The organism is Xanthomonas sp. WHRI 6108, assembly GCF_040202385.2.
Classification (GTDB): Bacteria; Pseudomonadota; Gammaproteobacteria; order Xanthomonadales; family Xanthomonadaceae; genus Xanthomonas; species Xanthomonas arboricola.
In genome coordinates, this window is the sequence record NZ_CP168198.1 from 3,011,393 (window position 1) to 3,035,760 (window position 24,368).

The 24,368-nt window shown below is 68.1% G+C and carries 20 protein-coding genes; 9 read left to right on the top strand and 11 right to left on the bottom strand.

All coding sequences use genetic code 11. The features are described from left to right. Positions 1 to 69 precede the first annotated feature (69 nt). The 4 genes from gorA to ABQ039_RS12665 form a co-directional block, all read right to left on the bottom strand. Positions 70 to 1,440: a glutathione-disulfide reductase gene (gene gorA, locus ABQ039_RS12650; protein WP_046343417.1), complete on the bottom strand. Its 1,371-nt coding sequence runs from the start codon at positions 1,438 to 1,440 to the stop codon at positions 70 to 72. Next, on the bottom strand, positions 1,437 to 2,687 hold the full coding sequence (locus tag ABQ039_RS12655) for an FAD-dependent oxidoreductase (RefSeq protein ID WP_349778078.1): 1,251 nt from the start codon (positions 2,685 to 2,687) through the stop codon (positions 1,437 to 1,439). The genes gorA and ABQ039_RS12655 overlap by 4 nt, the downstream gene beginning before the upstream one ends. Before the next feature lie 7 nt (positions 2,688 to 2,694). Then, positions 2,695 to 3,939 carry a DUF418 domain-containing protein gene (locus ABQ039_RS12660; RefSeq protein WP_126967373.1) on the bottom strand — a complete coding sequence of 415 codons (1,245 nt, stop codon included), beginning with the start codon at positions 3,937 to 3,939 and terminating at the stop codon, positions 2,695 to 2,697. 207 nt (positions 3,940 to 4,146) lie between these two features. Continuing rightward, positions 4,147 to 4,626, bottom strand: a complete 480-nt coding sequence (locus ABQ039_RS12665) for a peptidylprolyl isomerase (RefSeq protein ID WP_024939526.1) — start codon at positions 4,624 to 4,626, stop codon at positions 4,147 to 4,149. A gap of 73 nt (positions 4,627 to 4,699) precedes the next feature. Between ABQ039_RS12665 and ABQ039_RS12670 the strand changes: the two genes are divergently transcribed. Together ABQ039_RS12670 and ABQ039_RS12675 are read left to right on the top strand one after the other, a co-directional pair. Next, a complete protein-coding gene (locus tag ABQ039_RS12670) occupies positions 4,700 to 5,281 on the top strand; it encodes a C40 family peptidase (protein WP_039512201.1) in 582 nt (193 codons plus the stop codon). Between the two features lie 109 nt (positions 5,282 to 5,390). After that, complete coding sequence (locus tag ABQ039_RS12675; RefSeq protein WP_016903983.1) at positions 5,391 to 6,140, top strand: C40 family peptidase; 750 nt, start codon at positions 5,391 to 5,393, stop codon at positions 6,138 to 6,140. Between the two features lie 147 nt (positions 6,141 to 6,287). Here ABQ039_RS12675 and ABQ039_RS12680 read toward each other — a convergent pair whose 3' ends face one another. The 3 genes from ABQ039_RS12680 to ABQ039_RS12690 all read right to left on the bottom strand — a co-directional run bounded on the left by ABQ039_RS12680 (position 6,288) and on the right by ABQ039_RS12690 (position 9,072). After that, positions 6,288 to 6,779, bottom strand: coding sequence for an acyl-CoA thioesterase (locus ABQ039_RS12680; protein ID WP_024939524.1), 492 nt, complete (start codon positions 6,777 to 6,779; stop codon positions 6,288 to 6,290). 106 nt (positions 6,780 to 6,885) lie between these two features. Then, a complete protein-coding gene (locus ABQ039_RS12685; RefSeq protein ID WP_184609110.1) occupies positions 6,886 to 7,722 on the bottom strand; it encodes a bifunctional 2-polyprenyl-6-hydroxyphenol methylase/3-demethylubiquinol 3-O-methyltransferase UbiG in 837 nt (278 codons plus the stop codon). A gap of 9 nt (positions 7,723 to 7,731) precedes the next feature. Then, positions 7,732 to 9,072: a dicarboxylate/amino acid:cation symporter gene (locus ABQ039_RS12690; protein WP_102256552.1), complete on the bottom strand. Its 1,341-nt coding sequence runs from the start codon at positions 9,070 to 9,072 to the stop codon at positions 7,732 to 7,734. A 141-nt stretch (positions 9,073 to 9,213) separates the two neighbouring features. On the opposite strand from ABQ039_RS12690, the gene ABQ039_RS12695 reads away from it, so the two are divergent. From ABQ039_RS12695 to ABQ039_RS12715, 5 genes are all read left to right on the top strand, one after another. Further along, positions 9,214 to 10,920: an alkaline phosphatase gene (locus tag ABQ039_RS12695; protein WP_349778077.1), complete on the top strand. Its 1,707-nt coding sequence runs from the start codon at positions 9,214 to 9,216 to the stop codon at positions 10,918 to 10,920. Positions 10,921 to 11,011: 91 nt separating this feature from the next. Further along, on the top strand, positions 11,012 to 12,307 hold the full coding sequence (gene tilS / locus ABQ039_RS12700; protein WP_349778076.1) for a tRNA lysidine(34) synthetase TilS: 1,296 nt from the start codon (positions 11,012 to 11,014) through the stop codon (positions 12,305 to 12,307). Positions 12,308 to 12,338: 31 nt separating this feature from the next. Further along, the gene (locus ABQ039_RS12705; protein ID WP_016903977.1) at positions 12,339 to 12,602 is read left to right on the top strand and encodes an exodeoxyribonuclease VII small subunit; all 264 of its coding nucleotides are present in this window, start codon (positions 12,339 to 12,341) and stop codon (positions 12,600 to 12,602) included. Position 12,603: 1 nt separating this feature from the next. Next, on the top strand, positions 12,604 to 13,479 hold the full coding sequence (locus ABQ039_RS12710) for a polyprenyl synthetase family protein (RefSeq protein ID WP_065032482.1): 876 nt from the start codon (positions 12,604 to 12,606) through the stop codon (positions 13,477 to 13,479). 503 nt (positions 13,480 to 13,982) lie between these two features. Next, positions 13,983 to 15,080 carry a M35 family metallo-endopeptidase gene (locus tag ABQ039_RS12715; RefSeq protein ID WP_349778075.1) on the top strand — a complete coding sequence of 366 codons (1,098 nt, stop codon included), beginning with the start codon at positions 13,983 to 13,985 and terminating at the stop codon, positions 15,078 to 15,080. A 70-nt stretch (positions 15,081 to 15,150) separates the two neighbouring features. Here the strand turns inward: ABQ039_RS12715 and ABQ039_RS12720 are convergent, their stop codons facing one another. Together ABQ039_RS12720 and pmbA are read right to left on the bottom strand one after the other, a co-directional pair. Continuing rightward, positions 15,151 to 15,618 carry a DUF4870 domain-containing protein gene (locus ABQ039_RS12720; protein ID WP_349778074.1) on the bottom strand — a complete coding sequence of 156 codons (468 nt, stop codon included), beginning with the start codon at positions 15,616 to 15,618 and terminating at the stop codon, positions 15,151 to 15,153. Between the two features lie 106 nt (positions 15,619 to 15,724). After that, positions 15,725 to 17,092 carry a metalloprotease PmbA gene (gene pmbA, locus ABQ039_RS12725; protein ID WP_065032483.1) on the bottom strand — a complete coding sequence of 456 codons (1,368 nt, stop codon included), beginning with the start codon at positions 17,090 to 17,092 and terminating at the stop codon, positions 15,725 to 15,727. A 52-nt stretch (positions 17,093 to 17,144) separates the two neighbouring features. Between pmbA and yjgA the strand changes: the two genes are divergently transcribed. Further along, entirely contained in the window at positions 17,145 to 17,726 is a 582-nt protein-coding gene (gene yjgA / locus ABQ039_RS12730) for a ribosome biogenesis factor YjgA (protein ID WP_349778073.1), read from the top strand. Positions 17,727 to 17,877: 151 nt separating this feature from the next. Here yjgA and tldD read toward each other — a convergent pair whose 3' ends face one another. Next, the gene (gene tldD, locus ABQ039_RS12735) at positions 17,878 to 19,323 is read right to left on the bottom strand and encodes a metalloprotease TldD (protein ID WP_024940782.1); all 1,446 of its coding nucleotides are present in this window, start codon (positions 19,321 to 19,323) and stop codon (positions 17,878 to 17,880) included. Between the two features lie 99 nt (positions 19,324 to 19,422). Between tldD and ABQ039_RS12740 the strand changes: the two genes are divergently transcribed. Next, a complete protein-coding gene (locus tag ABQ039_RS12740) occupies positions 19,423 to 20,178 on the top strand; it encodes a DUF6065 family protein (RefSeq protein ID WP_349778072.1) in 756 nt (251 codons plus the stop codon). Between the two features lie 130 nt (positions 20,179 to 20,308). On the opposite strand, the gene ABQ039_RS12745 is transcribed toward ABQ039_RS12740, so the two are convergent. Then, positions 20,309 to 24,235, bottom strand: a complete 3,927-nt coding sequence (locus tag ABQ039_RS12745) for a YhdP family protein (protein WP_349778071.1) — start codon at positions 24,233 to 24,235, stop codon at positions 20,309 to 20,311. Positions 24,236 to 24,368 lie beyond the last annotated feature (133 nt).

Consider the following 24,368-nt stretch of genomic DNA (forward strand, 5'->3'; position numbering starts at 1 on the left):
CGGCAGGGCGCTGATGCCCTCGTCGGCCCGGTCACAACTGCCGCACCAATGCATCAGTGCATCATTGCATCAGTGCATCAACACGATCTCTTCCGACGAGGTGGGATGGATCGCCACGGTCTCGTCGAAGTCGCGCTTGGTCGCACCCATCTTCACTGCCACCGCAAAGCCCTGCAGCATTTCGTCGGCGCTCTCGCCCAGCAGATGCACGCCGACCACGCGCTCCTGTTCGCCCACACAGACCAGCTTGAACAGGCTGCGCTGCGGCGCGTCGGCCAGCGCGTGCAACATTGGGCGGAAGTTGCTGCGGTAGACACGCACCGCGCTGCCGTGCCGCGCGCGCGCCTGCTCCTCGGTCAGTCCGACCTGCCCGAGCGGCGGATGCGAGAACACCACGCTCGGCACGCCTTCGTAGTCCATGCGCGCATCCGGCTGCTTGCCGAACAGGCGATCCATCAACTTGCGTCCCGCCGCGATTGCCACTGGCGTCAGTCCGACCTTGCCGCCGACATCGCCGATGGCATGGATGTTCGGCACGCTGGTGGTCTGGCCTTCGTCCACCACCACCTCGCCCTTGTCGCCCAGGCGCACCCCGACCTCTTCCAGACCCAGCCCCGCCGTGTTGGCGCGCCGGCCGGTGGCGAAAAACACCTTGTCGAAGACGTCGTTGCCCTGCTCGCTGGGGTGCGCGGGATGACCATGCACGCGCAGCCTGCCTTCTGCATCGCGCTCCAGGCCGGTGGTGGAAAACCCGAAATGCAGGCGCACACCCAGATGCCGCAGGTTGTCGGCCAGTTGCAGGGTCAGCTCGGCATCGAAGCGTTCCAGCAACCGCTCGCCCTGCACGAACAGATGCACCCGGCTACCCAGCGCCTGCAACAAGCCGGCGATTTCCACCGCGATATAGCCGCCGCCGACAATCGCCACCTGCGCGGGCGCATGACAGAGATTGAAGAAATCGTCGGACACCTCACCGTGCTCGGCACCTTCGATGTCCGGCCGCAACGGATGCGCACCGGTGGCGATCACGATGTGCTCGGCGGTCACCGGCACGCCGTCGCCGCCCATGATGGTATGGCGATCCTGCAACACACCGCGCTGCGGAATCATGACCACGCCATCTTCGTCGAGGCGGCGCCGATAACTGGCGTGGATGTTGCCGATGTAGCCCTGCCGGTGGGTGACCAGTTCCTGCCACGCCAGCGTCGGTCGCGGCACATCGAAACCCAGCGCCCCGGCCAGCTCGATCTTGCCGGCCAGATCGGCCGCCAGCCACATCGCCTTCTTCGGCACGCAGCCGAGATTGACGCAGGTGCCGCCCAATTCGTTCGGCTCCATCATCGCCACGCGCGCGCCATACTTGGCCGCGCGAAACGCAGCGGCCAGTCCACCGGAGCCGCCTCCCAGGATCACCACGTCGTAGTCGTACCGGGCACTCATGCGAAGCGCTCCGCCCGGTAGGGATGCGGGTCCAGCGCAGGTGCGCGGCCCGTGATCAGGTCGGCCATCAGTTGTCCGCTTGCAGTGCTCATGCTGATGCCGAGCATGCCATGTCCGGCTGCGAGCCAGACGTGAGGACGGCCCGGCACCGCGCCCAGCACCGGCACGTCGTCCCAGGTCATCGGCCGCCATCCATACCAGCGCTCGATCACGGCCGGACCGGCCGGCGCATGCAGATAATCGGACGCTGCGCGCTCCAGTGCCGCCAGGCGCGTGGGGTTGAGGTGGGTGTCGTGCCCGGAGAATTCCATCGTGCTCCCGATACGCAGACGATCGCGCCATGGCACCACGAACACCCAACGGTCTTTCAGCACCACCGGGCGACGCGGCATCAGCGCCGGGGCGGTATAGGTGATCGAATAACCCTTGCCGGCCTGCACCGGCAGACGCAATCCCAGTTGCGCCGCCAGCAGCGGCGACCACGGGCCGGTTGCGATGACCACCTCGCGCGCCTGCAGTCGCCCACGCGCGGTGTGCACGCACGCGCCACGTACGTCCGGCACCACCGCATCGACGCGGCACTGCGCATGGATCACCGCACCGCGCGCGCGCAGCACTCTTGCCAGTTCTGCGGTGTAACGCTCCGGGCGCAGATGCGCATCGCGGGGGAAATGGATCGCACCGGCAATGCCCGCGCGGAATGCCGGATCCTGGCGCACGTAGTCGGCACCGTCGATCATTTCGGCCTGGATACCCCACTGCGCAAGCACGTTGCACTCGTGGCGATAGTGCGCAAAGCGGCGCGCATCGGCAAACACGTAGTCCAGCCCATCGCTGCGAAATTCGCAGTCCAGCGCATAGCGCTCGACCCAGTCGTCGAAGCGTTGCCGCGCATCGCCCAGCAACGCCGCGCGCGCCTGCGCGCTGGCCTGCCAGTGATGCGTATTGCAGCGCTGGGCGAACTGCAGCAACCAGCGCCACAGCGCCGGGTCCAGACGTGGCCGGATATACAGCGGCGCGTCCGGCGTCAGCATCCATTTCAGCGCCTGCGCGATCATGCCCGGCGCTGCCAGCGGCGGCGCATGGCTCGGCGTGATGGTGCCGCAGTTGCCGTACGACGTCGCCGCACCCACCGCACCGGCATCGAGCACGTGCACCTGCCGGCCCGCTTCGACCAGTGCCAGTGCAGTCGCCAGCCCAATGGCGCCGGCACCGACCACCACCACATCGACAGGCGCGCCGCTCATGTGCGCACTACCCCACGCGCGCGTCGCTGCGGCGCATCGGCGGCACACGCAGATAGGTCACGCTGCGCCATAGCCATTCCATCGGCCCGAAGCGGAACCAGCGCAACCACCATTGGCTCAGCACCACCTGCAACGCAAACAGCGCCAGCGCGAACGGCAGCTGCCATACGCGCGGCAGCTGCTCGAAATAGCCCAGCCCGTAACCGTAGAAGATCCACGTGCACACCAGCGACTGCAGCAGGTAGTTGCTCAGCGCCATGCGTCCGGCGGGCGCAAGCCAGGCCAGGCGCGGCGCCAGGCGCACCACCCAGGCCGCATAGCCCAGGCTCATCAGCGGGCCGGCAATCAGCGACAACGCGAACGCACCCGACAGGCGCAGATCCAGCCGCGCCGGATCAATCCACGGCTCCAGCGCGTAACTCACCCCCATCACGCCCAGCCCGAGCGGCAGCACCACGTAGCGCAGGGCCCGAAACAGGCGCGGGAAGCGCTCGGGCGCGGCGATCGCGCCACTGCGCACAAACCAGCTACCCAGCAGGAACATGCCGAGCATCGCCGGGCCATTGATGCTGAGCCCGGTCATCGCGTGCTGCAGGTCGTGCCAGCGCTGCAGCGTGGCCTGCGCATAGCTGCCGCTCCCGAAGGCGGCGCGCTGCGCCTGCACGTTCGCTGCCGCCTGTTGCGCCGCATCGGCCATCGCGGCCTTCCATTCCACGGCAGCCGCCGGATCGAGCTGCATCAAGGTGCCTGCGACGCCGTACAGCAGCGTCAACCCGGGCGCGCAACAGTAGACCAGCGCGGCAAACCACGGCAGCGTCACCGTCGGCACCGAGCGCGTGGCCAGCAGCAACAAGGCCAGCAAGGCGTAGGTGACCAGCACATCGCCGGACCACAGCAGCAGCGCATGCAGCAGGCCGATCACCAGCAGCCCGACGGTACGACGCAGATAGGTGCCGAACAACCCGCGCCCGGCCTGCGCGGCGCGTTGCGCCATCACCGCAAAGCCCATGCCGAACAGCAGCGAGAACAGCGTGTAGAACTTGCCCTGCACCAGCAGGTACACCAGCGCATCGGCAACCCGGTCGGCGCCGTGCCAATGCGGCTCCACGCCGGTGACCGCCAGATCGAGCGGGCCGACGAAGGCTTCGATATTCATCAGCAGGATGCCCAGCAGCGCAAAACCGCGCAGCACGTCGAGCACCGCGATTCGCTCGCTGATTGCGATGGGCAGCAAAGGATCGCGCGGGGTCATCTCGGCTCGGGCAGCGCGGCGCGGCGATCGCGGCGCGCAACATGCAAACAGCCCGCCGAGATGGCGGGCCGCGGAAACACATTCAGCCAACGCTGGTCACACACACACGATCGGCGCGTGCAAGCCGGCATCACCGTGCGGTGCATGCCGATCCTGCAGATAGCCCGCATCGGTCCGCCTGCCACACGGGCCGTGTGAGGACTGCGCTCAGTGGTGATGGCCGCCTTCGCCATGCACATGCCCGTGGTCGCGCTCTTCCTGGGTGGCTTCGCGCACCTCGATGATCTCCACGTCGAAGTGCAGGTCCTTGCCGGCCATCGGGTGATTGAGATCGACGTCGACCACGCTCATGCCGACCTTCTGCACCGTCACTGCACGCGGGCCGAAGTTGGTCTGCAGCACCACCTGGGTGCCCGGGACCAGCTTGGTGGCGCCGAAGTGCTTCTTGGGCACGCGCTGGCTCAGGCCTTCGCGGTATTCGCCGTACGCTTCGGTGGCCTTGACGTCCACGCCGAAGCTGTCGCCGGCTTCCTTGTCCATCATGGCCGCTTCCAGGCCCGGAATGATGTTGCCGTGGCCGATCATGATCGCCAACGGGTCACGCTCCTTGGAGCTCTCGATCGGCTCCTGGCCGAGCTCGGAAACGGTGTAGTGGAAGCGGACGACGCTGTCTTTTTCGATCTTCATGCCTGGCTCTGGATAGGCTGCCCGGTGGCAGACGGTGGAGGACGGCTTGTCGGCCGCCGGGTGCGCCGCCATCATGGCGACCTTTCGAACCGCCCATTATCCCGGCTCCATGCATATCACGCCAGTTTTCGCCGCCCGCGCCCGCCGCGCCGCGGCCAGTTCGTTGCTGGGCCTGCTCGTGCTGCTGGGCGGTTGCGCACAGGCGCCGGTCCGTCGACCGGCCGCCACCCCGCCACCGGCACCGCGTGTCTGGCCACAGGTGCCGCCGTCCAACCCGGCTGCCGCCAACAACATCCTGATGCGTGCGCTGGGCCTGGTCGGCACGCCGTACCGCTTCGGCGGCAATACGCCGGAAACCGGCTTCGACTGCAGCGGGCTGGTCACCTATGTCTACAAGGATGTGCTGGCGCTTTCGCTGCCACGCACCTCGCGGGAGCTGGCCGCAGTGCAGGGCCCGCGCATCCCGCCGGAGCAGTTGACCACCGGCGACCTGGTGTTCTTCGGCTCCAGCGGCAACGTGACCCATGTCGGCATTTATGTCGGTGAAGGCCGTTTCGTACATGCTCCGAATACCGGCGGTACCGTCCGCTTGGATTTCCTGGATGGCGCCTACTGGCGTGACCATTATTCAGGTTCAAAACGGGTTTTACCCTGATATGTGATGTCCATCACATTTCATAAAACGGAAATTTAACCTTTTTTGAACGTAACGATTCTTTCACCAAGGCATCATCCCGCATCGACAGCAGAATTGTGATTCCCGCGTGACGAACGACGAACAGATCAACACTGGCGCCGCACCGCTTCCGCCCCGGAAACCGCTCCGCCTGCTATGCGCCACCGCTCTTTGGCTCGCAGCCCTACCCGCCCTGGCCCAGACCGCCAACGGCACCGCATCCGCTCCGCAGACGACCACGCCAGACAGCGCCGTCGCCGCCGAGAAAGCCGCAACCCGCAGCCGCGCCGACGCCGCTGCCACCGCAACACTGGCCGCCCTGCTTCCGCACCTGGCCGCCAACGACGCCATTCCGCTGATGGACCGCTCGGCGATGTTCGCCGGTGACCTCAGCCGCCTGCTGGCCAATTACGACGTCTCCCAGAGCGCGGCCAATGCTGCCCAGAACGCCGTGGCCGACAGCCGTGTGCAGGTGATCCTGCAACGCGCCATGGCCCTGCTCGGCACCCCATACGTCTGGGGTGGCGAGTCCACCGAAGGTTTCGACTGCAGCGGCCTGGTCGGCTATGTGTTCAAGACCGCCCTGGGCATCGACCTGCCGCGCGTCTCGCGCGACATCGCACGCGACGAATCTGCTGAACTGATCAAGGACCCCAACGCGCTCAAGGCAGGCGATCTGGTCTTCTTCGGCAGGCGCGGCCGCATCGACCACGTGGGCCTGGTGGTCGGCGATGGCAAGTTCCTGCACGCGCCCAGCCGCGGCAAGGACGTGCGCGTGGATTCGCTGGCCAGCGGTTACTGGAGCGAGAAGTTCATCCAGGCACGTCGGGTGCTTTGATTTCGAGTACCTGATCCACTGCATGACAGAGGGGCCGCGGATTCCGCGGCCTTTTGCGTTGTGGACAATCTTTGCGCGGAAGCTCCCTACCGTCGCCGCGCACGCATCTGGATCCCGTACGCAGCACCACACACCTCGCCACCCCGATCAGCGCGCGGCATCGGCCTGGTAATGCGCCATGGTGTCCTCGATGCCCTTGCTCAGTTCCATCACCTTGAGCGCGTATTCGGCCAGGCGCTGATCCTCGGGCGTGCCCGGCCGCCAGGAAGGCACTTCCACCGGCGTGACACCATCCGGGTCCATCGCCACGAACACGATGATGCAATGCGTGCAGAGCCGCGAGTCGCCGCCCATCGGGCTGCGCGCTCGCACATCGATGGCGAAGTGCATGCTGGTGCGCCCGGTGTAGACCAGCTTGGCCGACACCGCGACCAGATCGCCGATCCGCACCGGCGCCACGAAGCGAATGCCGCCCACCGCCACGGTGACGCAGTAATGCCCGCTCCAGCCACTGGCCGCGGCAAAGCCGACCTGGTCGATCCACTTCATCACCACGCCGCCATGCACCTTGCCGCCGAAGTTGACGTCGCTGGGCTCGGCCAGAAAACGAAATGTCAGATCACGCTGTTGGCCAATCACCGCCCGCCCCCGTCAATGGATGAGCTGGCAGTGTGCCATGCGGGTGGGACGTCAGCGCGCCCGAGGCAAACGCCTGACACCGTGTCCGGCAATGCCGATGCTTCACTCAGGAACGCAGCGCATCCAGGTTGTCCTGCCTGCGCAGGCACAGCCACGGAAAGTGGGGTTGTTTCATCCTGAGCATTCTTCGTAGGCGCGCCCCCGGGCGGCGCGGGTCGAACAGTCGCTGCACCACAAAGCGGTCGAAGCTGGCGTAAGTATGCTGGTGGTAGTGCGCGGCCAGCGCCGGAGCGCCCAGTTCGGTGAAGTAACGCAGGCTGCGCGCGGCACTTGCGTTGGCGGCTTGCGCATCCGCATACAGCGGGCTGTCGAGGATGTGCAGCTCGCCGCCGTCGCGTAGTTGGGCGACCAGGCGCACGACCAATGCCGCAGGGTCGGCGAAATACTGGATGCAGGCCGGAACCACGATGACGTCGAACAGATCGCGTGGCAGCGCCAGGGTCTGGATGTCGGCGGCGATGAAACTCAGGCGCTGGTCATGGCCGAACACGCGCGCGGCCTGGGTCAGCTCGGTGCGGTTGACGTCGATGCCGCAGACGTCGCGCTGCAGCGACTGCGCCAGCAGCTGCGACAGCCAGCCGTTGCCGCAGCCCAGTTCGGCAATGGCGCCCTCGCCTGCCTGCGCGCGCAGGTGCTGGACCAGCAAGGCGCTGGACAGCGCACGCACCTGCCATTCCAGACTGGCGCCGAGTTTGCCGCCGGGACGCGGTAGGCTGCGCACCTGTGCATCGGTGTAGAGCCGGCCTTCCTTGCGCCGAACCTGCAGATACTGCTGCTCGAACGGATCGTCGGCCAACGACCGCTGCACCAACACGCCGTCGACGCTGTGCAACTCGGGCAACTGCTGCAGGCGGTCGCGCAGCGTGGGAAATCCAGCGCGCATCGGCGGCGGTCAGCGCTGCGTCGGCGCGTGATCGGTCAGCGGATCTTCCAGGCCCACGTTGGTCGAGGCCGACTCGTAAACGGCCTTGTCGAGCAGGCCGGTTTCCTTGGCCACCAGCACCGGCACCAGCATCTGCCCGGTCACGTTGGTCATGGTGCGCATCATGTCGAGGATGCGGTCGATCGCGTACAGGTAGCCGATCACTTCCAGCGGCAGGTTGGCCGCGCTCAACACCACCGTGGCCATGATCACCGCGGTGCCGGGTACGCCGGCGGTGCCGAAGCTGCCCAGCACCGAGGCGATCAACACCACGAAGTACTGGTTGGCGGTCAGCGGCACGCCGGTGTATTGGGCGATGAAGACCGCGCACAGGGCCGGGAAGATCGCACCGCAGCCATCCATCTTGATGCTGGCACCCAGCGGCACCGCGAACGCGGCGTAGTCCTTGCTGACGCCCAGGTTGTGCGTGATCGAGCGCATCGCCACCGGCATCGCGGCAAAACTCGATGAACTGACGAAGGCCACCTGCATGCCCGGCGCCGCGCCGCGGAAGAACTTCCACGGATTCAATCCATGCAGCAACAACAGGCTGCTGTAGACCACCACGATATGGATCGCGCAGGCCACATACAGCGCCAGCACGAAGTTGCCGAACGGCAGCAGTTTCTCGAAGCCATAGCTGCCGACCAGGCTGGCGATCAGCCCGAAGGTGCCGAGCGGGGTCATCTCCAGCACGAAGCGGGTGACCTGGATCATGATGTCGCTCAACTGCGCGGTGAGCTTGCGTGCCTCGGCCACGCGCTCGCCGAGCTTGACCATCGCAAAGCCCAGCAGCGCGGCGAAGAAGATCACCGGCAGGATCGATCCGCGCCCGGCCGCCAGCACCGTTTCGCCGGCCGCATTGGTCTTGGTGCCGATGCCGGTCAGTGCGTAGAACGGGTTGGAGGGCACCACGTCCAGCAGCACCTTGATCGGGCTGGGCACATCGCGCGGTTTCCAGGCCGAGTCCACGCTCAGGCTGAAATGGCCGGCTCCAGGTTGCATCAACGTGCCCACCGCCAGGCCCACGCCCACCGCCAGCGCGGCGGTGATGACGAACCACAGGAAGGTGCGCCCACCGAGCGCGGCGACGGATTTTTGCCCGTGCAGCGAGGAGATCGCATTGATCACCGCAAAGAACACCAGCGGGATCGCGATCATCTTGATCAGCGTGACGTACAGATCGCCGAGCGGGCCAAACCACACATCGGCAGCCGGACCCATGGCCCAGCCGGCCAGCGCGCCGAGCACGAAGCCGGCCACCACGCGTTGCCAGAACGGAATGCGCAACCAGGCCGAGACCAATGTCATGCGTCGAATCATCCGGGGGAGAGTGCATGCACCATAGCCCAGGCCCGCGTCGCCCGCGAGGCCACGACTGGAACAGCGGCGTGTCATCTGTGTGACACCAGGCATCCCGGCATAATGCGCGCTGATTCAGTCACGAGTTCGATGCCGATGCGTTACCGCCTGCCTGCCCTCGCCGCCCTGACCACCGTGTGTGTCGCCGCCTGCGCGTCCAGCGCCGGCACCAGCGCATCCGCGCCCACCGCCGTGCGCGTGGAGGTGCCGCAGGTGACGCATCCCGCCGGCGAGACGCCGCAATGGTGGTACCGCTCGGGCGCCGCGCGCGCAGCCGGTAACGGCGCCATGGCCGGGCGCGCGCGCAACGTGATCCTGTTCCTGGGCGACGGCATGAGCCTGACCACGGTGGCCGCCGCGCGCATTCTGGATGGCCAGCGCAAGGGCGGGCCGGGCGAGGAGAACCTGCTGTCGTGGGAGCAGTTCCCGGCCACCGCCTTCAGCAAGACCTACAACACCGATTCGCAGACGCCGGATTCGGCCGGCACCATGACCGCGATCACCACCGGGGTGAAAACGCATATGGGCGCGATCGGCGTCAGCAGCGGCAACCGCAGCGACTGCGCCGACAGCCTGGGCAAGGGCCTGTTAAGCTGGCTGCAGCTGGCCGACAGCGCCGGCATGGCCACCGGCATCGTCACCACCACCCGCCTCACCCACGCCACCCCGGCGGCGACCTATGCGCATTCGCCGGACCGCAACTGGGAAAACGACACCGACCTGCCCGGGTCCGCCCGCACTGCCGGCTGCCAGGACATCGCCCAGCAACTGCTGTCCAGCGCGCGCTTCGGGCGTGGCCCGCAGGTGGTGCTGGGCGGCGGACGCAGCCAGTTCCAGACCGTGCAGGAGCGCGATCCGGAATACGACGACAAGGTCGGCCTGCGCCTGGACGGCCGCGATCTGGTCGCCGAGTGGAAGCAGGCGCACCCGCAGGGCGCCTACGTCTGGAACGAACAACAGTTGCAGGCGGCCGCCGGCGCGCCCGCATTGCTGGGCCTGTTCGAGCCGGATCACATGCAGTTCGACCACGACCGCAATCGCACCGCGCAGGGCGAGCCCAGCCTGACCGAGATGACCCGTACCGCGATCCAGTCGCTGTCGCGCGACCCGAACGGCTTCGTGCTGATGGTCGAAGGCGGCCGCATCGATCACGCCAACCACGCCGGCAATGCCTACCGCGCGCTCGACGAAACCGTCTCGCTGTCCGATGCAGTACGCACCGCCGTGCAGACCGCGCCGCCGGACACGCTGATCATCGTCACCGCCGACCATTCGCATACGCTCAACTTTGTCGGCTACCCGGTGCGCGGCAACCCGATCCTGGGCAAGGTGCGCGGCACCGGCGGCGAAGAAGGCGACCGCAGCCAGCTGGCCACCGACCTGGCCGGCCAGCCCTACACCACGCTGAGCTACGCCAACGGCCCCGGCTACACCGGCGCCAGCAACGCGCAGCCGGCCGGCCCCAAGAAGTACCCGCACGAACCCAGCAACAGCGAGCCGGCCGCCGGCCGCCCGGACCTGACCCATGTCGATACCGAGGCGCCCAGCTACATGCAGGAATCGCTGGTGCCGACCAAGTCCGAAAGCCATGGCGGCGAAGACGTCGGCATCTGGGCCACTGGCCCGGGCAGCGCGGCCTTCCGCGGCACGCTGGAAGAGAACGTGATCTACCACGTCATCGTGCAGGCCACCCCGCGCCTGCGCGAGCGCCTGTGCAAGGCCGGTACCTGCGACAGCGCCGGCGTGCCGGTGGAGTTGCCGCAGTCGGCCACGTTCGAGACTGCGGCCAAACGCTGATGGGCAGGCTGCGCGCAGCGCGGACGGTGGCGGCGCGGCATGCCCCGCCGCCCGCGTGCGGATGCAGCGTCGCAGCACGCCATCTGCATCGATGACCGGATTGCTGCCACCCGCGGCGCCGCCCGGCCCGGTGCTGGTCGCCTACAGCGGCGGCGTGGATTCGAGCGTCTTGCTGCACCTGCTGGCAGCGACGCCGCGTTGTCGCGACACGGGGCTGCGTGCGGTACATGTGCATCACGGCCTGCATGCCGATGCCGACGCCTGGGCCGCGCATTGCCAGCGCCAGTGCGATGCCTTGCAAGTCCCCCTGCAAATTGCGCACGTGCAGGTCGCGCGCGACAGCGGCCTGGGGCTGGAAGCGGCGGCACGCCATGCACGCCATGCCGCGTTTGCCGCGGCACTGGCGCCAGGCGAATGGCTGGCGCTGGCGCACCATCGCGACGATCAGGCCGAAACCTTCCTGCTGCGCGCATTGCGCGCTTCCGGCCCGGACGGCTTGGCGGCGATGCGCGCGCAGCGTCCCTTCGCCGCCGGCATGCTGTGGCGCCCCCTGCTGGCGCATGCGCGCGCCGAGGTGCTGGCGTATGCGCAGGCACATCGCCTGCAGTGGATCGAAGACCCCAGCAACGCCGACGCCCGCCACGACCGCAACTTCCTGCGTACCCAGCTGATGCCCGTATTGCAGCAGCGTTGGCCGCAGTCCGCCGAGGCACTGGCGCGCAGCGCGCAGCTGAGCGCCGATGCCAGCGACCTGCTGCTGCAGGAGGACACCGCGCTGCTGCCCGGCCTGCTGACCGCCGCCGGCGCACTGGATCTGCAGGCCTTGCGTGCGCAGCCGGCAACACGTCGGCCGCGGCTGCTGCGCGCCTGGGTGGCTGCAGCGCAGGCACCACCGCTGCCTGCGCACGGCGTGGCCGCCCTGGAGCAGGAAGTCGACGACGACGCGCCGGATCGGCAGGCCTGCTTTGCCTGGCAACAGGTGCAGGTGCGGCGCTGGCGCCAGTGCCTGTACCTGCTGCGTCCGCACAGCGCGTGGCCGGCGTCATGGCAGGCCTGCTGGGATGGCACGTCCCCGCTGCCACTGCCGGATGGCGCGCAACTGCAGTTGCACGGCGCACCCGGCCTGCACTTCGGGCAACCGCTGCTGGTGCGCGCACGCCAGGGTGGCGAACGCATCGTGCTGCCACAGCGCGCGCATTCGCACCGGCTCAAGCACCTGCTGCAGGCGCTGGATCTACCGCCCTGGCAACGCGCGCGCCTGCCGGTCCTGTGGGCCGACGGCCGGGTGCTGGCAGCCGGCGACCGCATCGTCTCGGCAGCATTGAGCGACTGGCTGCGCGCGCATGGCGCATCCTTGCGATGGCGCGACCACGCCAACGCGAATTGACCCGCCTGCCTGCGCGCCGCACACTTTGACGATGGTCAAAAAATCCTTGAACGAAACATCCCCGGTCGCCCGCTTCGAACAGTCGCTGGAAGAACTCGAGCAACTGGTGCAGAAGATGGAAGTCGGCGACCAGAGCCTGGAGCAGTCGCTCACCGCCTACGAGCGCGGCATCGGCCTGTACCGCGACTGCCAGCAGGCACTGGAACAGGCCGAACTGCGCGTGCGCATGCTGACCGACCCCGCGCGCCCCGATCTGGCCGAAGACTTCCAGGCGCCGTCGCAGGACGGCGGCTGAGGTGAGTTCGGCGTTGTTCGAGCACTGGATCGGCCGCACCGAACGCAGCCTGGAGGCCAGTCTGCCAAGTCCCACCCTGGCACCGCAGCGACTGCACGCCGCGATGCGGCACGCGGTGCTGGGCGGCGGCAAGCGCATGCGTCCGCTGCTGGTGTATGCGACCGGCGCACTGTTCGGCGCCGACGAGGACCGCCTGGACACGCCTGCGGTGGCGGTGGAGCTGATCCACGCCTATTCGCTGGTGCACGACGACTTGCCGGCAATGGACGACGACGCCTTGCGCCGTGGCCAGCCCACCGTGCACATCGCCTTCGACGAAGCCACGGCGATCCTGGCCGGCGACGCGCTGCAGACGCGCGCCTTCGAGCTGCTGGCTGCGGCACCGGTCAGCGCGGAGCTGCGGGTCGGCTGGCTGCAGAGTCTGGCCACTGCCGCAGGCGCTGCCGGCATGTGCGGCGGCCAGGCGCTGGATATCGATGCCACCGGCCAGTTGCAATCGCTGCGCGATCTCGAGCGCATGCACGCCCTCAAGACCGGCGCGCTGATCCGCGCCGCGGTGCGCATGGGCGCGCTGACCGGCGCTGCCGCAGCCGACGACCAGCAACGCCTGGATGCGTTTGCCGATGCGCTGGGCCTGGCGTTCCAGGTCCGCGACGACATCCTGGATGTGGAATCGAGCTCGGCGCAGCTGGGCAAGACTGCCGGCAAGGACGCCGCGCAAGCCAAGTCCACCTATCCGGCCCTGCTCGGAATGGACGGCGCCAAGGCCAAGCTGGCCGAACTGGCTACCCGTATGCACGACATCCTGCAGCCCTACGGTGCGCCCGGCGACACGCTGGCAACGCTGGGCCGGTTTGCGGTGGACCGCGCGCACTAGCGTTCCGCGTTCGTTTGAGCTGCCGCACAGGCGCGCCGGGCGCCTCGTGTGCCGATGCCTGGCGGCATGCACAGGTTCCGCCGATGCGCAGGGCGAGCGGCCGCGCAGCCGGCTTCAACGCCACCACGCACGGCCACTACGGCAGCGCGTTCGACTTCAGCAGCCCGCAGCGATCAGGCGCTCGCACCGGCCTTTGCGCATACCGTGCGCCAGCGCACGGTGCGGCTGCAGCACACCGCCCTGCAAGCGCTGCGCTGCGTCACAGAACGTAACTTCTCCTTCCATACATTTTTCACATGAAAACTTCGGCAGAGCGGCAATAAAGTGCGGAATAACTCACACTTCCAGGCTGAATTGTCGCCATCGGTGTCCGCATTTGTCATTACCTGACTGCCGGCAGGCCAAAAACCACATCAATCGGTTCTCTTGTTGCGTCTGCTCGCTCTGCCTAGGTTGACCTGCCCGCGTCCGCGGACATCCCCCGACCACATGGAGAGTCACTGGTGAAGAACGTTTTTCTCGCATCGTTTGCAGCAGGCACGCTGGCCGTTGTTGGCGTGCTCGGTTCGGCGCAGGCGCAGTCCGTGCGCGGCCCGGTCCCGTTGACCATCGAACTGGCGCCGGTCGCCGATCAGGCCGGGCGACACCAGGGCAAGATCGCGGTGACCGTCACCAACAACGGCAGCCAGATCGCACGCGTGCCGACCTATCAGCTGCCACTGCAGACGCTGGACAACGGCATCCTGGAAGTGAGCCGCGATGGCGCGCCGGTGGCCTACACCGGACGCCTGGTCAAGCGTGGCCTGCCCAAGGCGGCCGACTTCACCATCCTCAAGCCCGGCCAGAGCGTCAAGGGCGAGGTCGATCTGGCCGGCGCCTACGATCTGTCGACCAGTGGCAACTACACCATCCAGGTCCGTTCGTCGCTGCAATACGCCTCGCTGTCCGACGGCAGCCTGATGAAGGCGGCCAACGGCCTGCCGGCCGTCGCCACCAGCACCCCGCTCACGGTCTGGCTGGACGGCGCACGGCGTGGCGTACAGCGCCAGCTCGCAGTCGGCCCGACCGCCGTGGTTAATGGCATCAACTACCTCAACTGCAGCACCACCCGCACCAACCAGGCCGCCAGTGCCGTCACTGCCGCGCGTACTTACTCGCAGAACGCGCGCAACTACCTCAATGCCGGCAGCACCGGCGCGCGCTACACCACTTGGTTCGGCGCCTACAACGCCTCGCGCTACAGCCGGGTCAGCTCGAACTTCGTCAACATCGACAACGCGCTGGACCAGAACAACGGCCAGCTGACGATCAACTGCAGCTGCGAAGCGGATCTGGCGGACGCCTTCGCCTACGTCTATCCGAACCAGCCGTACGAGATCCATGTCTGCAATGCGTTCTGGAGTGCGTCGACAACCGGCACCGACTCCAAGGCCGGCACGCTGGTGCACGAGACCAGCCACTTCACGGTCGTCGCCGGCACCCAGGACCGTGTCTACGGCCAGTCCGGCGCGCGCAGCCTGGCGATCAGCAACCCGGCCCAGGCGATCACCAATGCCGACAGCCACGAGTACTTCGCCGAGAACACCCCGGCGCAGAACTGATCGCATCATCGTCTGAAATGACAAAGGCCCGGCATCGCTGCCGGGCCTTTGTCATTTGCACCGCGCCGGATTACTTGATCAGGCGCAGCGTGAACGGATAACGGTAGTGTTCGCCGTTGTTGGCCTTGACTGCGGCCAGGATGCACAGCACCAGGTTGGCGATCCACACCAGCGTTGGCACGAAGAACAGGATGCCGAACGACACGATGGTCAGGATCACCGCAGCCACGTAGGCAATGATCACGGTGATCTGGAAGTTCAACGCTTCCTTGGCCTGATCGGTGGCAAACGGCTTGGACGGACTGGCGTCCTTGCTGATCAGCCAGATCACCAGCGCGCCGATGAAGGACGTCAGGATACCGAGCAGGTGCGCGGCCAGCGCCAGGGTGCGCTCCTCCGACGGTGTGCTGGTCCCGATCGGCGGCGGCGGCGGCGGTACGGCTTGTGACTCGAATTCGCTCATCATGTCTCCCCATGCATGGTTGTGTTGCGGCGGACTATAGCAACGATTCAGCCAGCTACCAGTGCGGGAAGACATGGTCTCGGCTCTGCACGGCGGTTGCCGCCAGGCAGAGCGGCAAGGCCCACGCGCGCCGGACGCTGTGTAGTTGGGCAGTTGGCGCAGCAGCCCTGCTCAATCACGGTCAGCTATCGCCTGCCACCGTCATGCGGTTGACCAGCACCGAGCCGATCTTGACGTGCGAGCGCGGATCGACATCGCTGCCGACCGCCTCGATGCCGGCGAACATCTCGCGCAGATTGCCGGCGATGGTCAGGCCGTCGACCGGATAGGCGATCACGCCGTTCTCGATCCAGAAGCCCCCGGCGCCGCGCGAATAATCGCCGGTCACCGGATTGACGCCGTTGCCCATCAGCTCGGTGACCAGCAGGCCGCGCGACATGCCGGCAACCAGCGAAGCCAGGTCGCCGGCGTTGGCGGTGACCTGCAGGTTGTGCACGCCGCCGGCGTTGGCGGTGGTCTGCAGGCCCAGCTTGCGTGCGGAGTAGCTGCCCAGCACATAGCGCTGCAGCACGCCGTCACTGATCAATGCCGAACGCCGCGTCGCCACGCCTTCGCCATCGAAGGCGGCCGAGCGCAGGCCGCGGCGCAGGTGCGGCAGTTCTTCGATGTTGAACCAGTCCGGGAACAGTTTGCTGCCGACACTGTCGAGCAGGAAGCTGGCGCGGCGATACAGCGCGCCGCCGGAGACCGCGCCGAGCAGATGCCCGACCAGCGAGCGCGCCACTTCCGGCGCGAACAGCACCGGCAGCTGGCCGGTCGGCAGCGAGCGTGGCTGCAGCCGCGCCAGGGTGCGTTCGGCGGCGTGGCGGCCGATCGCTTCCGGCGCCTCCAGGTCTTCGCGCGCCAGCGCGCTGCTGTACCAGCCATCGCGCTGCATGCCGTCGCCCTGGCCGGCGATCAGCGCGCAGCTGATCGAATGGTGGGTGCCGCGCTCGCGGCCGATGAAACCATGCGAGTTGGCGTAGACCGACAGGCTGAGCCCGGTGCTGGCCGAGGCGCCGTCGGAGTTGCTGATCCGCGCATCGGCATCGCGCCCGGCGCTCTCGCAGGCCAGCGCCAGGTCCACCGCGGTGTCGGCGTCCAGTGCCCACGGGTGCCAGCTGTCCAGCTCGGGGAAGTCACGCGCCATCAGTTCCGGATCGGCCAGGCCGGCAGCGACATCGTCCTCGGTGTAACGGGCGATCGCGCAGGCCTGGGCAACGGTCGATTCCAGGCTGGAATCCTGCAGATCGGCGGTGCTGGCGCTGCCCTTGCGCTTGCCGAAGTACACGGTGACCGCAATGCCGCGGTCGCGGGTGGATTCCACCGTTTCCACATCGCCCAGGCGCACGTTGACGTCCAGGCCGCGCTCTTCGCTGCAGCTCACTTCGGCCTGGGTGGCGCCGGCGGCACGGGCACGCTCGAGCAGGCGCTGCGCGATGTCGGTGAGCGCATCCAGGCGCTGCAGGCTGTCGTCCTGGACACGTGTTTCGGAGGAGAGTGCGTTCAATGCTTTATCCTAGTCTCAATGATGAATAACTTCTTGTTTCGGATGGATGGCAATGCGCGGACGCGACGAAGACACCGGTGAATTCCGCGGCGCCAGCCGCAGCCAGCAGCGGCGCGAGGCGCTGGAAATCTTCGACCTGGGCGAAAAGCTGGTGGCGCTCACTCCGGCGCAGCTGGCCAAGTTGCCGGTGCCCGAATCGCTGATCCCGCATATCGAGGAGAGCAAGCGCATCACCTCGCATATCGCGCACAAGCGCCAGCTGGCATTTCTGGCCAAGCACATGCGCCGCGAGGACGACGAAACGCTGGCCGCAATCCGCGATGCGCTGGATGCCAACAGCGACACCGCGCGCCGCGAAGTGGCCGCGATCCACCGCGTCGAGCGCTGGCGCGAACGCCTGCTCACCGAAGGCGACGTGGCGCTGGCCGAACTGCTGGAAACCTACCCGGCCGCCGACCGTCAACAACTGCGCCAGCTGGTGCGCAATGCCATCCACGAGCGGGCCAAGAACAAACCGCCGCGCGCCTACCGCGAGCTGTTCCAGGTGCTGCGCGAGTTGTCTCAGGAGCAGGGATTGGAAAGTGGGGAATCGGGACTGGAAGACGACGAATCGGCGTCGGACGCCGACGAATAAGGCTCCGCCCGATCCATCCAGCCCCGCAACGGCCATCCCGGCCGTTGCCAATCCCAGATCCCGGCCCCCGGATCCGCCCAAGCGGAACCCACCACACCCCGCAGTCCCCGCTGTTGCGAATCCCGAATCCCGATTCCCAAATCCCCGCATCTCAGGCCTGCGTTCCACCAACGGTGATGCCGTCGATCAGCAGCGACGGCTGGCCGACGCCGACCGGCACGCTCTGCCCGTCCTTGCCGCACACGCCCACGCCTTCGTCCAGCGCCAGGTCATTGCCGATCATGCGCACCTTCTGCATGGTTTCCGGGCCGTTGCCGATCAGCGTGGCGCCCTTGACCGGCGCGGTGACCTTGCCGTCTTCGATCAGGTAGGCCTCGGTGGCCGAAAACACGTACTTGCCGCTGGTGATGTCGACCTGGCCGCCGCCGAAGTTGACCGCGTAGATGCCCTTTTTCACCGAGCGGATCATTTCCTGCGGATCGTGCTGGCCGGCGCGCATGTAGGTGTTGGTCATGCGCGGCATGGTCAGGTGCGCGAACGATTCGCGCCGGCCGTTGCCGGTCGGCGCCACGCCCATCAGGCGCGCGTTGTGGGTGTCCTGCATGTAGCCGACCAGCACGCCATCTTCGATCAGCGTGGTGCACTGGGTGGACGTGCCCTCGTCGTCGATATTGAGCGAGCCGCGGCGGCCATCCAGGGTACCGTCATCGACGATGGTCACGCCGGGCGAGGCCACGCGCTCACCGATGCGGCCGGCGTAGACGCTGGTGCCCTTGCGGTTGAAATCGCCTTCCAGGCCATGCCCTACCGCCTCGTGCAGCAGCACGCCGGGCCAGCCCGGGCCGAGCACCACCGGCATTACGCCGGCCGGAGCCGGAATCGCATCCAGGTTGACCAGCGCCTGACGCAGCGCTTCGCGGGCGAAGCCTTCGGGGCGGCCATCTGCGAACAGTTCGGCATAGCCGTAACGGCCACCGCCGCCGGAGTAACCGGACTCGCGCCGCCCGCCCTGCTCGACGATCACCTGCACGTTCAGCCGCACCAGCGGGCGCACGTCGGCGGCGAGCACGCCGTCGCTGCGCGCGATCAGCACCGTGTCCACCCCGCCGGACAGGCTCACCATCACCTGCTTGACGCGCGGGTCGGCGGCGCGCACGTACTGGTCGATACGGCGCAGCAGATCGACCTTGGTCGCGCTGTCCATGTCGTCGATCGGGTCGGTGGCCGGGTACAGCGCACGGCCGTTGCCGCGCACCAGCGAGCGGGTGGATTGCGCACCGCCCTCGCGCGAGATTGCGCGTGCGGACTGCGCCGCCTCCAGCAAGGCATCGCGCTGGATGTCATCGGAATAGGCGAAGCCGGTCTTCTCGCCGGCAATCGCGCGTACACCCACGCCCTGTTCGATGGAATGCGCACCGTCCTTGACGATGCCGTCTTCCACGCTCCAGCTCTCGCGTCGCGAATGCTGGAAGTACAGGTCGCCGAAGTCGATGCCCGGGCCCAGCAGGGCGCCGAAGGTGCGGTCGAGATGGCCGGTGTCCAGGCCGGAAGGAAGCAACAGCCGGGTTTCGGCCAGAGTGAGAGCGTTATCGGTCATGCACTCAGGATGGGGCCCGCGCGCCGGGGAGACAAGTCGTTCGGCTGAACATGCGGCACGGCTATCATCGCGGGCCCATCGCCACGCCGACGCCCGCGCATGAAGCTCACTGCCCACGTCCTGGATGGCCATACGCTGGACATCCGCCCCGCTCCGCACGAGCGCGACTGGATGGACGCCACCGACCAGCGCTATGCCTACCGCTGCCTGCCGCTGGCGATCGCCAATGCGCATGGCTGGGAGCTGCTGTGCCAGGCCGGTTTCGAAGCGAGTTGGGACGGGCGCGACGGCCTGGATGCGATCCGGATCAGCGCCGATGCCGGCGCCGCCTCACCGGCCATCAGTCACTTCGGTTACGGCGTGCTGACCTTCCACGTGCCCTGCCTGTTTCGCACCGATGCCGGCATGGATCTGTTCGTCACCGGGCCATTGAACCGGCCCAAGGACGGTATCGGCGCGCTGAGCGGCATGGTCGAAACCGACTGGAGCCCGTACACCTTCACCATGAACTGGAAGTTCACCCGGCCCGGGCAGGTGCGCTTCGAGGCCGGCGAGCCGTTCTGCCATCTGTTCCCGCTGCCGCGCCAGCTGATCGAACAGGTGCAGCCGCAGTGGAAGCCCTTGTCCGAGGCGCCGCAACTGGCGCAGCAGCATGCCGACTGGACCCGCAGCCGCACGCAGTTTCTGCAGGAACTGCCGGATGCGCAGTCGGCCGCCGCGCGCGAGAAATGGCAACGCGGCTATTTCCGTGGCGTCGCCGGTGCCGATCAGGCGCCGGTGCAGGGCCACCGTTCGCGCCTGCGTCTGCCGATGTTCGTGCGTGCTGACAGCGACGGCGACGGTCCGCTGGACTGAGTGCATCGCTGCATCGGCGCACCGGACGTGCCCGCTGACGCGCGTGCCGCGTTCGATCGACTTGCCGTAAGGCTGAGCGCCCGAGACGACTCAGCAGCAACACTCGCCAGCGCGCCCGCAACCGGACGCGTCAGCGTGGCGACCTACCGGGCGTGCCTGGCGTTGCGGTGGGCGCGCCTTCTGCAGGCGGCTTGCCGGGCGCCCGCTCGCGCACTTCGCGCTCCACCACGTCCACCTGCGGATCCTTCCACGGCCCGGTGACGTGATAGGTCTTGGCGCCGATCGCCCCGAGCGGTTTGCCGAGCACCGCATTGGCGGCCGCGCCCACCGCCGCCCCGACCGGGCCGCCGGCCACCGCGCCAACCACGGTGAGCAGATTGCCGGCCTTGGGATTCACGTCCACGGTCTGGTCGAAGGTCTGCGCGCGCAGGTCGGTCTGCCCCCGGATGGCGATGTCGGCGGCCGGGCCTTCGATGCGGATCGCATCGGTGCGCGCGAAGCCCTCGCCGAAGCGCACCTGGCCGTCCAGCTTGTTGAAGGCCAGCCCCTTGGAGAAGAAATCGCGGAAGTCGAACATCAGCCGGCGCGGCAACTGCGCCACGCTGAGCAGGCCGAGCACGCGACCGGCACCGGGGTCCACTTCCAGCAGCTGGCCGTTGCGCACGTCGATCTTGAGGTCGCCATCCAGCGAACCGAGCGCAAACCCGGTCGGCGAGCCCTGCCAGCCGGCATTGAGTTCCAGCTGGCCTTCGCCGCCGCGCAGCTGGCCGCCCAGGGTGAGGTTCTGCAGCAGGTTGCCGAGATTGCGGCTGTCCACCCGTGCCGACAGCCGGGTGCTGGCGGAGTCGCCCTTGCCGCGCCAGGCGCCGGTCAGGCCGATGTTCTGGTCGTTGGAGCGCAGTTGCAGCTGGTCCACCTGCATGCCGTCGGTCAGCCGGCTGCTGCGCAGGGTGGCCGCGCCCAGGGTCATCTTGCCGACCTGCAGGTCGTCGACGTCCAGCGACAGCGGCGGGATCGAGACCGGGTCGAACTCGGCCACCGCGCGGCGCGCCGGTTCCGGCAAGGCACCGGCCAGCGGATCGCCCGGCTCGGGCACGGCCGGCTCGGCCGGTGCAGCCACCGGCTGCCAGTGCACCGTGCTCAGCTTGCCCTGCACGGCGGCGCCATCGGCATTGGGCACGCTGAGCTGGCCGGCCAGCGACGGGCCGTCCAGGGTCACCGCCACCGCGTCACGGGTCGGCCGCAGGCGCAGGCGCGTCTGCGGGAACACGCCGCCGATCATCAGCAACCGGTCGGCCTGCACATCGACCTGCTGCAATGGCACGGCGTCCTGTTTCGGTGCTGCCGGCTGGCCCGGCAGCGGCGGCATGTCCGGCTCGCTGCTGCCGCGCGCCAGGCTGATCCAGTCGATCGCATCCAGCGAGGCAGTGCGGCCGGTGACCACCAGGCCGTTGGCGGGCGGCCGCTCGGTGACCGTGTCGGTGCCCATGACCACGCGCACGCCGGTCTGGTTGCCCTGGCTGTTGGCCTTGAGCGCAACCAGCTTGCCGAAGGCCACGTCGATGTCGCCATCGCCCACCGGCAAGGCCACCCTGACCTGCGTGTCCAATGGCTGCGTGGCCGCCTTGTCCAAGGGTGCAGGCAAATCCAAAGTGATGCCGACCAGCTGCGAGCGCAGTGTCAGCAACGCCTGCGCGTCGGCCTGCCCCGGCGAGGTCAGCGGCACGTCCACGCCCACCTGCCACGGTGCGCTGCCATGCACGTAGGGGCGCAACCATTCCATCTGCGGTGCGCGGTCGAACAGCTCTTTCGCATCCAGGGTAGCGCCAAAGCGCGCCTCGAAGGCCTGCTTGGGGTCCTGCACGAAGCCACCGGCACGCAACGACAACTCGCCGATGCGGCCCTGGTGCTGCACGCTCAGGCGCTCGGCGGCAAAGCCGCTGTCGCGGTACTCGGCCTGTCCGCTGACCTGGTCGAAAGCCAGGTTCCAGCGTGCATCGCCCAGCCTGGCGCCCTGCAGCGCGACCGTGCCCTGCAGATGGCCGCCCACACCGCCGGTGCGCAGGGGCCGCAGCAGGTCGAAGCTCACCGTTGCCGGGCCGGACACTGTGAGGTTGCGCAAGGTGTCGCCATAGCGCTGCTCCAGCGGGCTCTTGCGCAGCATGCCCAGCAACTGCGCGGCATCGGCCCGGGTGGAGGCGCGCACGTACAGCTCGGAGGTGGCGAAGCTGGGAATGCCCGCCTCCAGCGACGCGATCGGCGCGCCGGCCAGCTCGCCCTTGCCCTGCAGGGAAAATCCGTTGCCGATGAAGCGCAGATCGGCCTGCACCTGCTCCATCGCCGGCCAGTCCGGATTGAACGGGATCACGCCGTCGCGGATCTGGCCAAAGGCCTCGAACCGGCCGTCGTTGTTGTCGAACGGCCAGTCGTCCAGATCGCCGCTGACCAGGCCGGTGCCGCCGGTGATCACGCCACCGGCAACCGCCGTGTCCAGCCAGTCGATGGCCGCCTTGCTCATCTTGGAGCGGATCCAGAACTTGCGCGCCACCGGCAAGGCGACATCGTCCAGTTGCGTGGCCAGCTGGATGCGCGGGCGGCTGCCATCGTTCTGGAACCACAGCCCGCCGCGCACGCTGGCGCCATAGTCCTTGGCCTGCACGCGCAACGCCGGCGTGGCGACCTGCCAGCCGGCGCCGTCGCGCCAGCCCACGATGCTGCCGGCCAGCTGCAGCTCGTGCACCACCCCGAAACCGGTCGGCCAGTCGAAGCGCAGCGTGGCATCCGCTGCGGGGTCGAGCTGGATTGCCTGCGCGTCGCCATCGATCCGGCCGCGCAGGCCGCTGATGCCCGGCGCGTTGCCCACCGGCAAAAAGCCCAGTTCCTCGATCCGGCCCTGCGCGCGCACCGCTCCGCCCTGCTCGCCGGCGATCTGCAGATCGGCCAGGCGCAACTGCGGCCGTGACAGGCTCAGCCAGCGCCGCAGGCCAGGCGACAGTTGCTCGCTCAAGGCGGCCGCCGCGATCAGGCCCGAGACATCGAGGTGGTTGCCCACCACCGCATAACGGCGCCCGCCGGCAACGCTCAGCCCGTCCAGCCGCTGCAGCCTGGCCGCCTGGCCCAAGCGCAGCAGCGGCGCATCCATGCGCCAGCCGCCGTCGATGGTCTGCCAGCGCGCGCGCGCCTGCAGCCGCTCCCACACCAACGTGCGGCGTGCGGTCTGCTCGGGCAATGCCGCGCCGGACAATCGCAGCTGTTGCAGATCGGCATCCACGGTGACTGCGGTGATCCGGCGCGCGCGCAACTGCGCCCAGGCCTGCAGGCGTCCGCCGCCGCCGTCCACGCGCATGCCGCCGAACTGCAGCAACGCCGCCCAGGCGGCCAGATCGGCCGGGTCGGCTTGTGCATAGGCGCTGCCGTCGCCGCTGTCGCGATCGAACGCGATCACCGTGGTCAGCGGTGCGCGCTGCAGGTCGATCCAGGCGCGGCTGCCGACCTTCACCGTCGAGCCGTTGACGCGCAGGCGCAGGTCGATGCGCGGCAGCGTGGTGTCCACGCCGATCGACGGCGCGGCCACGCGCAGGCGCGCCTCGGCCACCTGGATCTCGCCGAGCCGGCGCAACGCTTCCAGCGGGTCCGAACGCCGCCCGGCCGGCAGACCCTGCACCGACCACACGCCATCGTCGCTACGTTGCAGCGTCAGCGCCAGGCCACGCAGACGCACCTCGGTCAGCGAGTGGCCGGGCAACAGGCCGGCGTACATCGCCAGCAGGATTTCGGCTTGGCCCACACGCACCTCGCCATGCGGGCCGATCCGCAAGCCATCCAGCCGCAGCAACGGGCCGCGCCGGGTCCATTCGGTCTGCAGGCGATCGAACGCGATCGGCTGGCCGGCGCGCTCGCTCAGCCATGCGGCGATCTGCTGCGGCCGCTGCTCGGCCAACGGCAACGCCTGGCTGGCCGCACCCACCAGCAACGCGATCGCCACCAGCGCAAGCGCGGTGGCAGTGATCGCATAGCGGCGAAACAGACGGAGACGGCGGCGCAGCGGGGTGGGCATCAGGGGCGGGGATTGGGCATTGGAGATTGGGGATTGGTCAAAGCAAAGCCGCGCACGGTGCCGTCAAGCGCCATTATCGGACCAAGCCACGCTACCAGAGCCGGCGTTGACCAATCCCGAATCCCGACTCTCC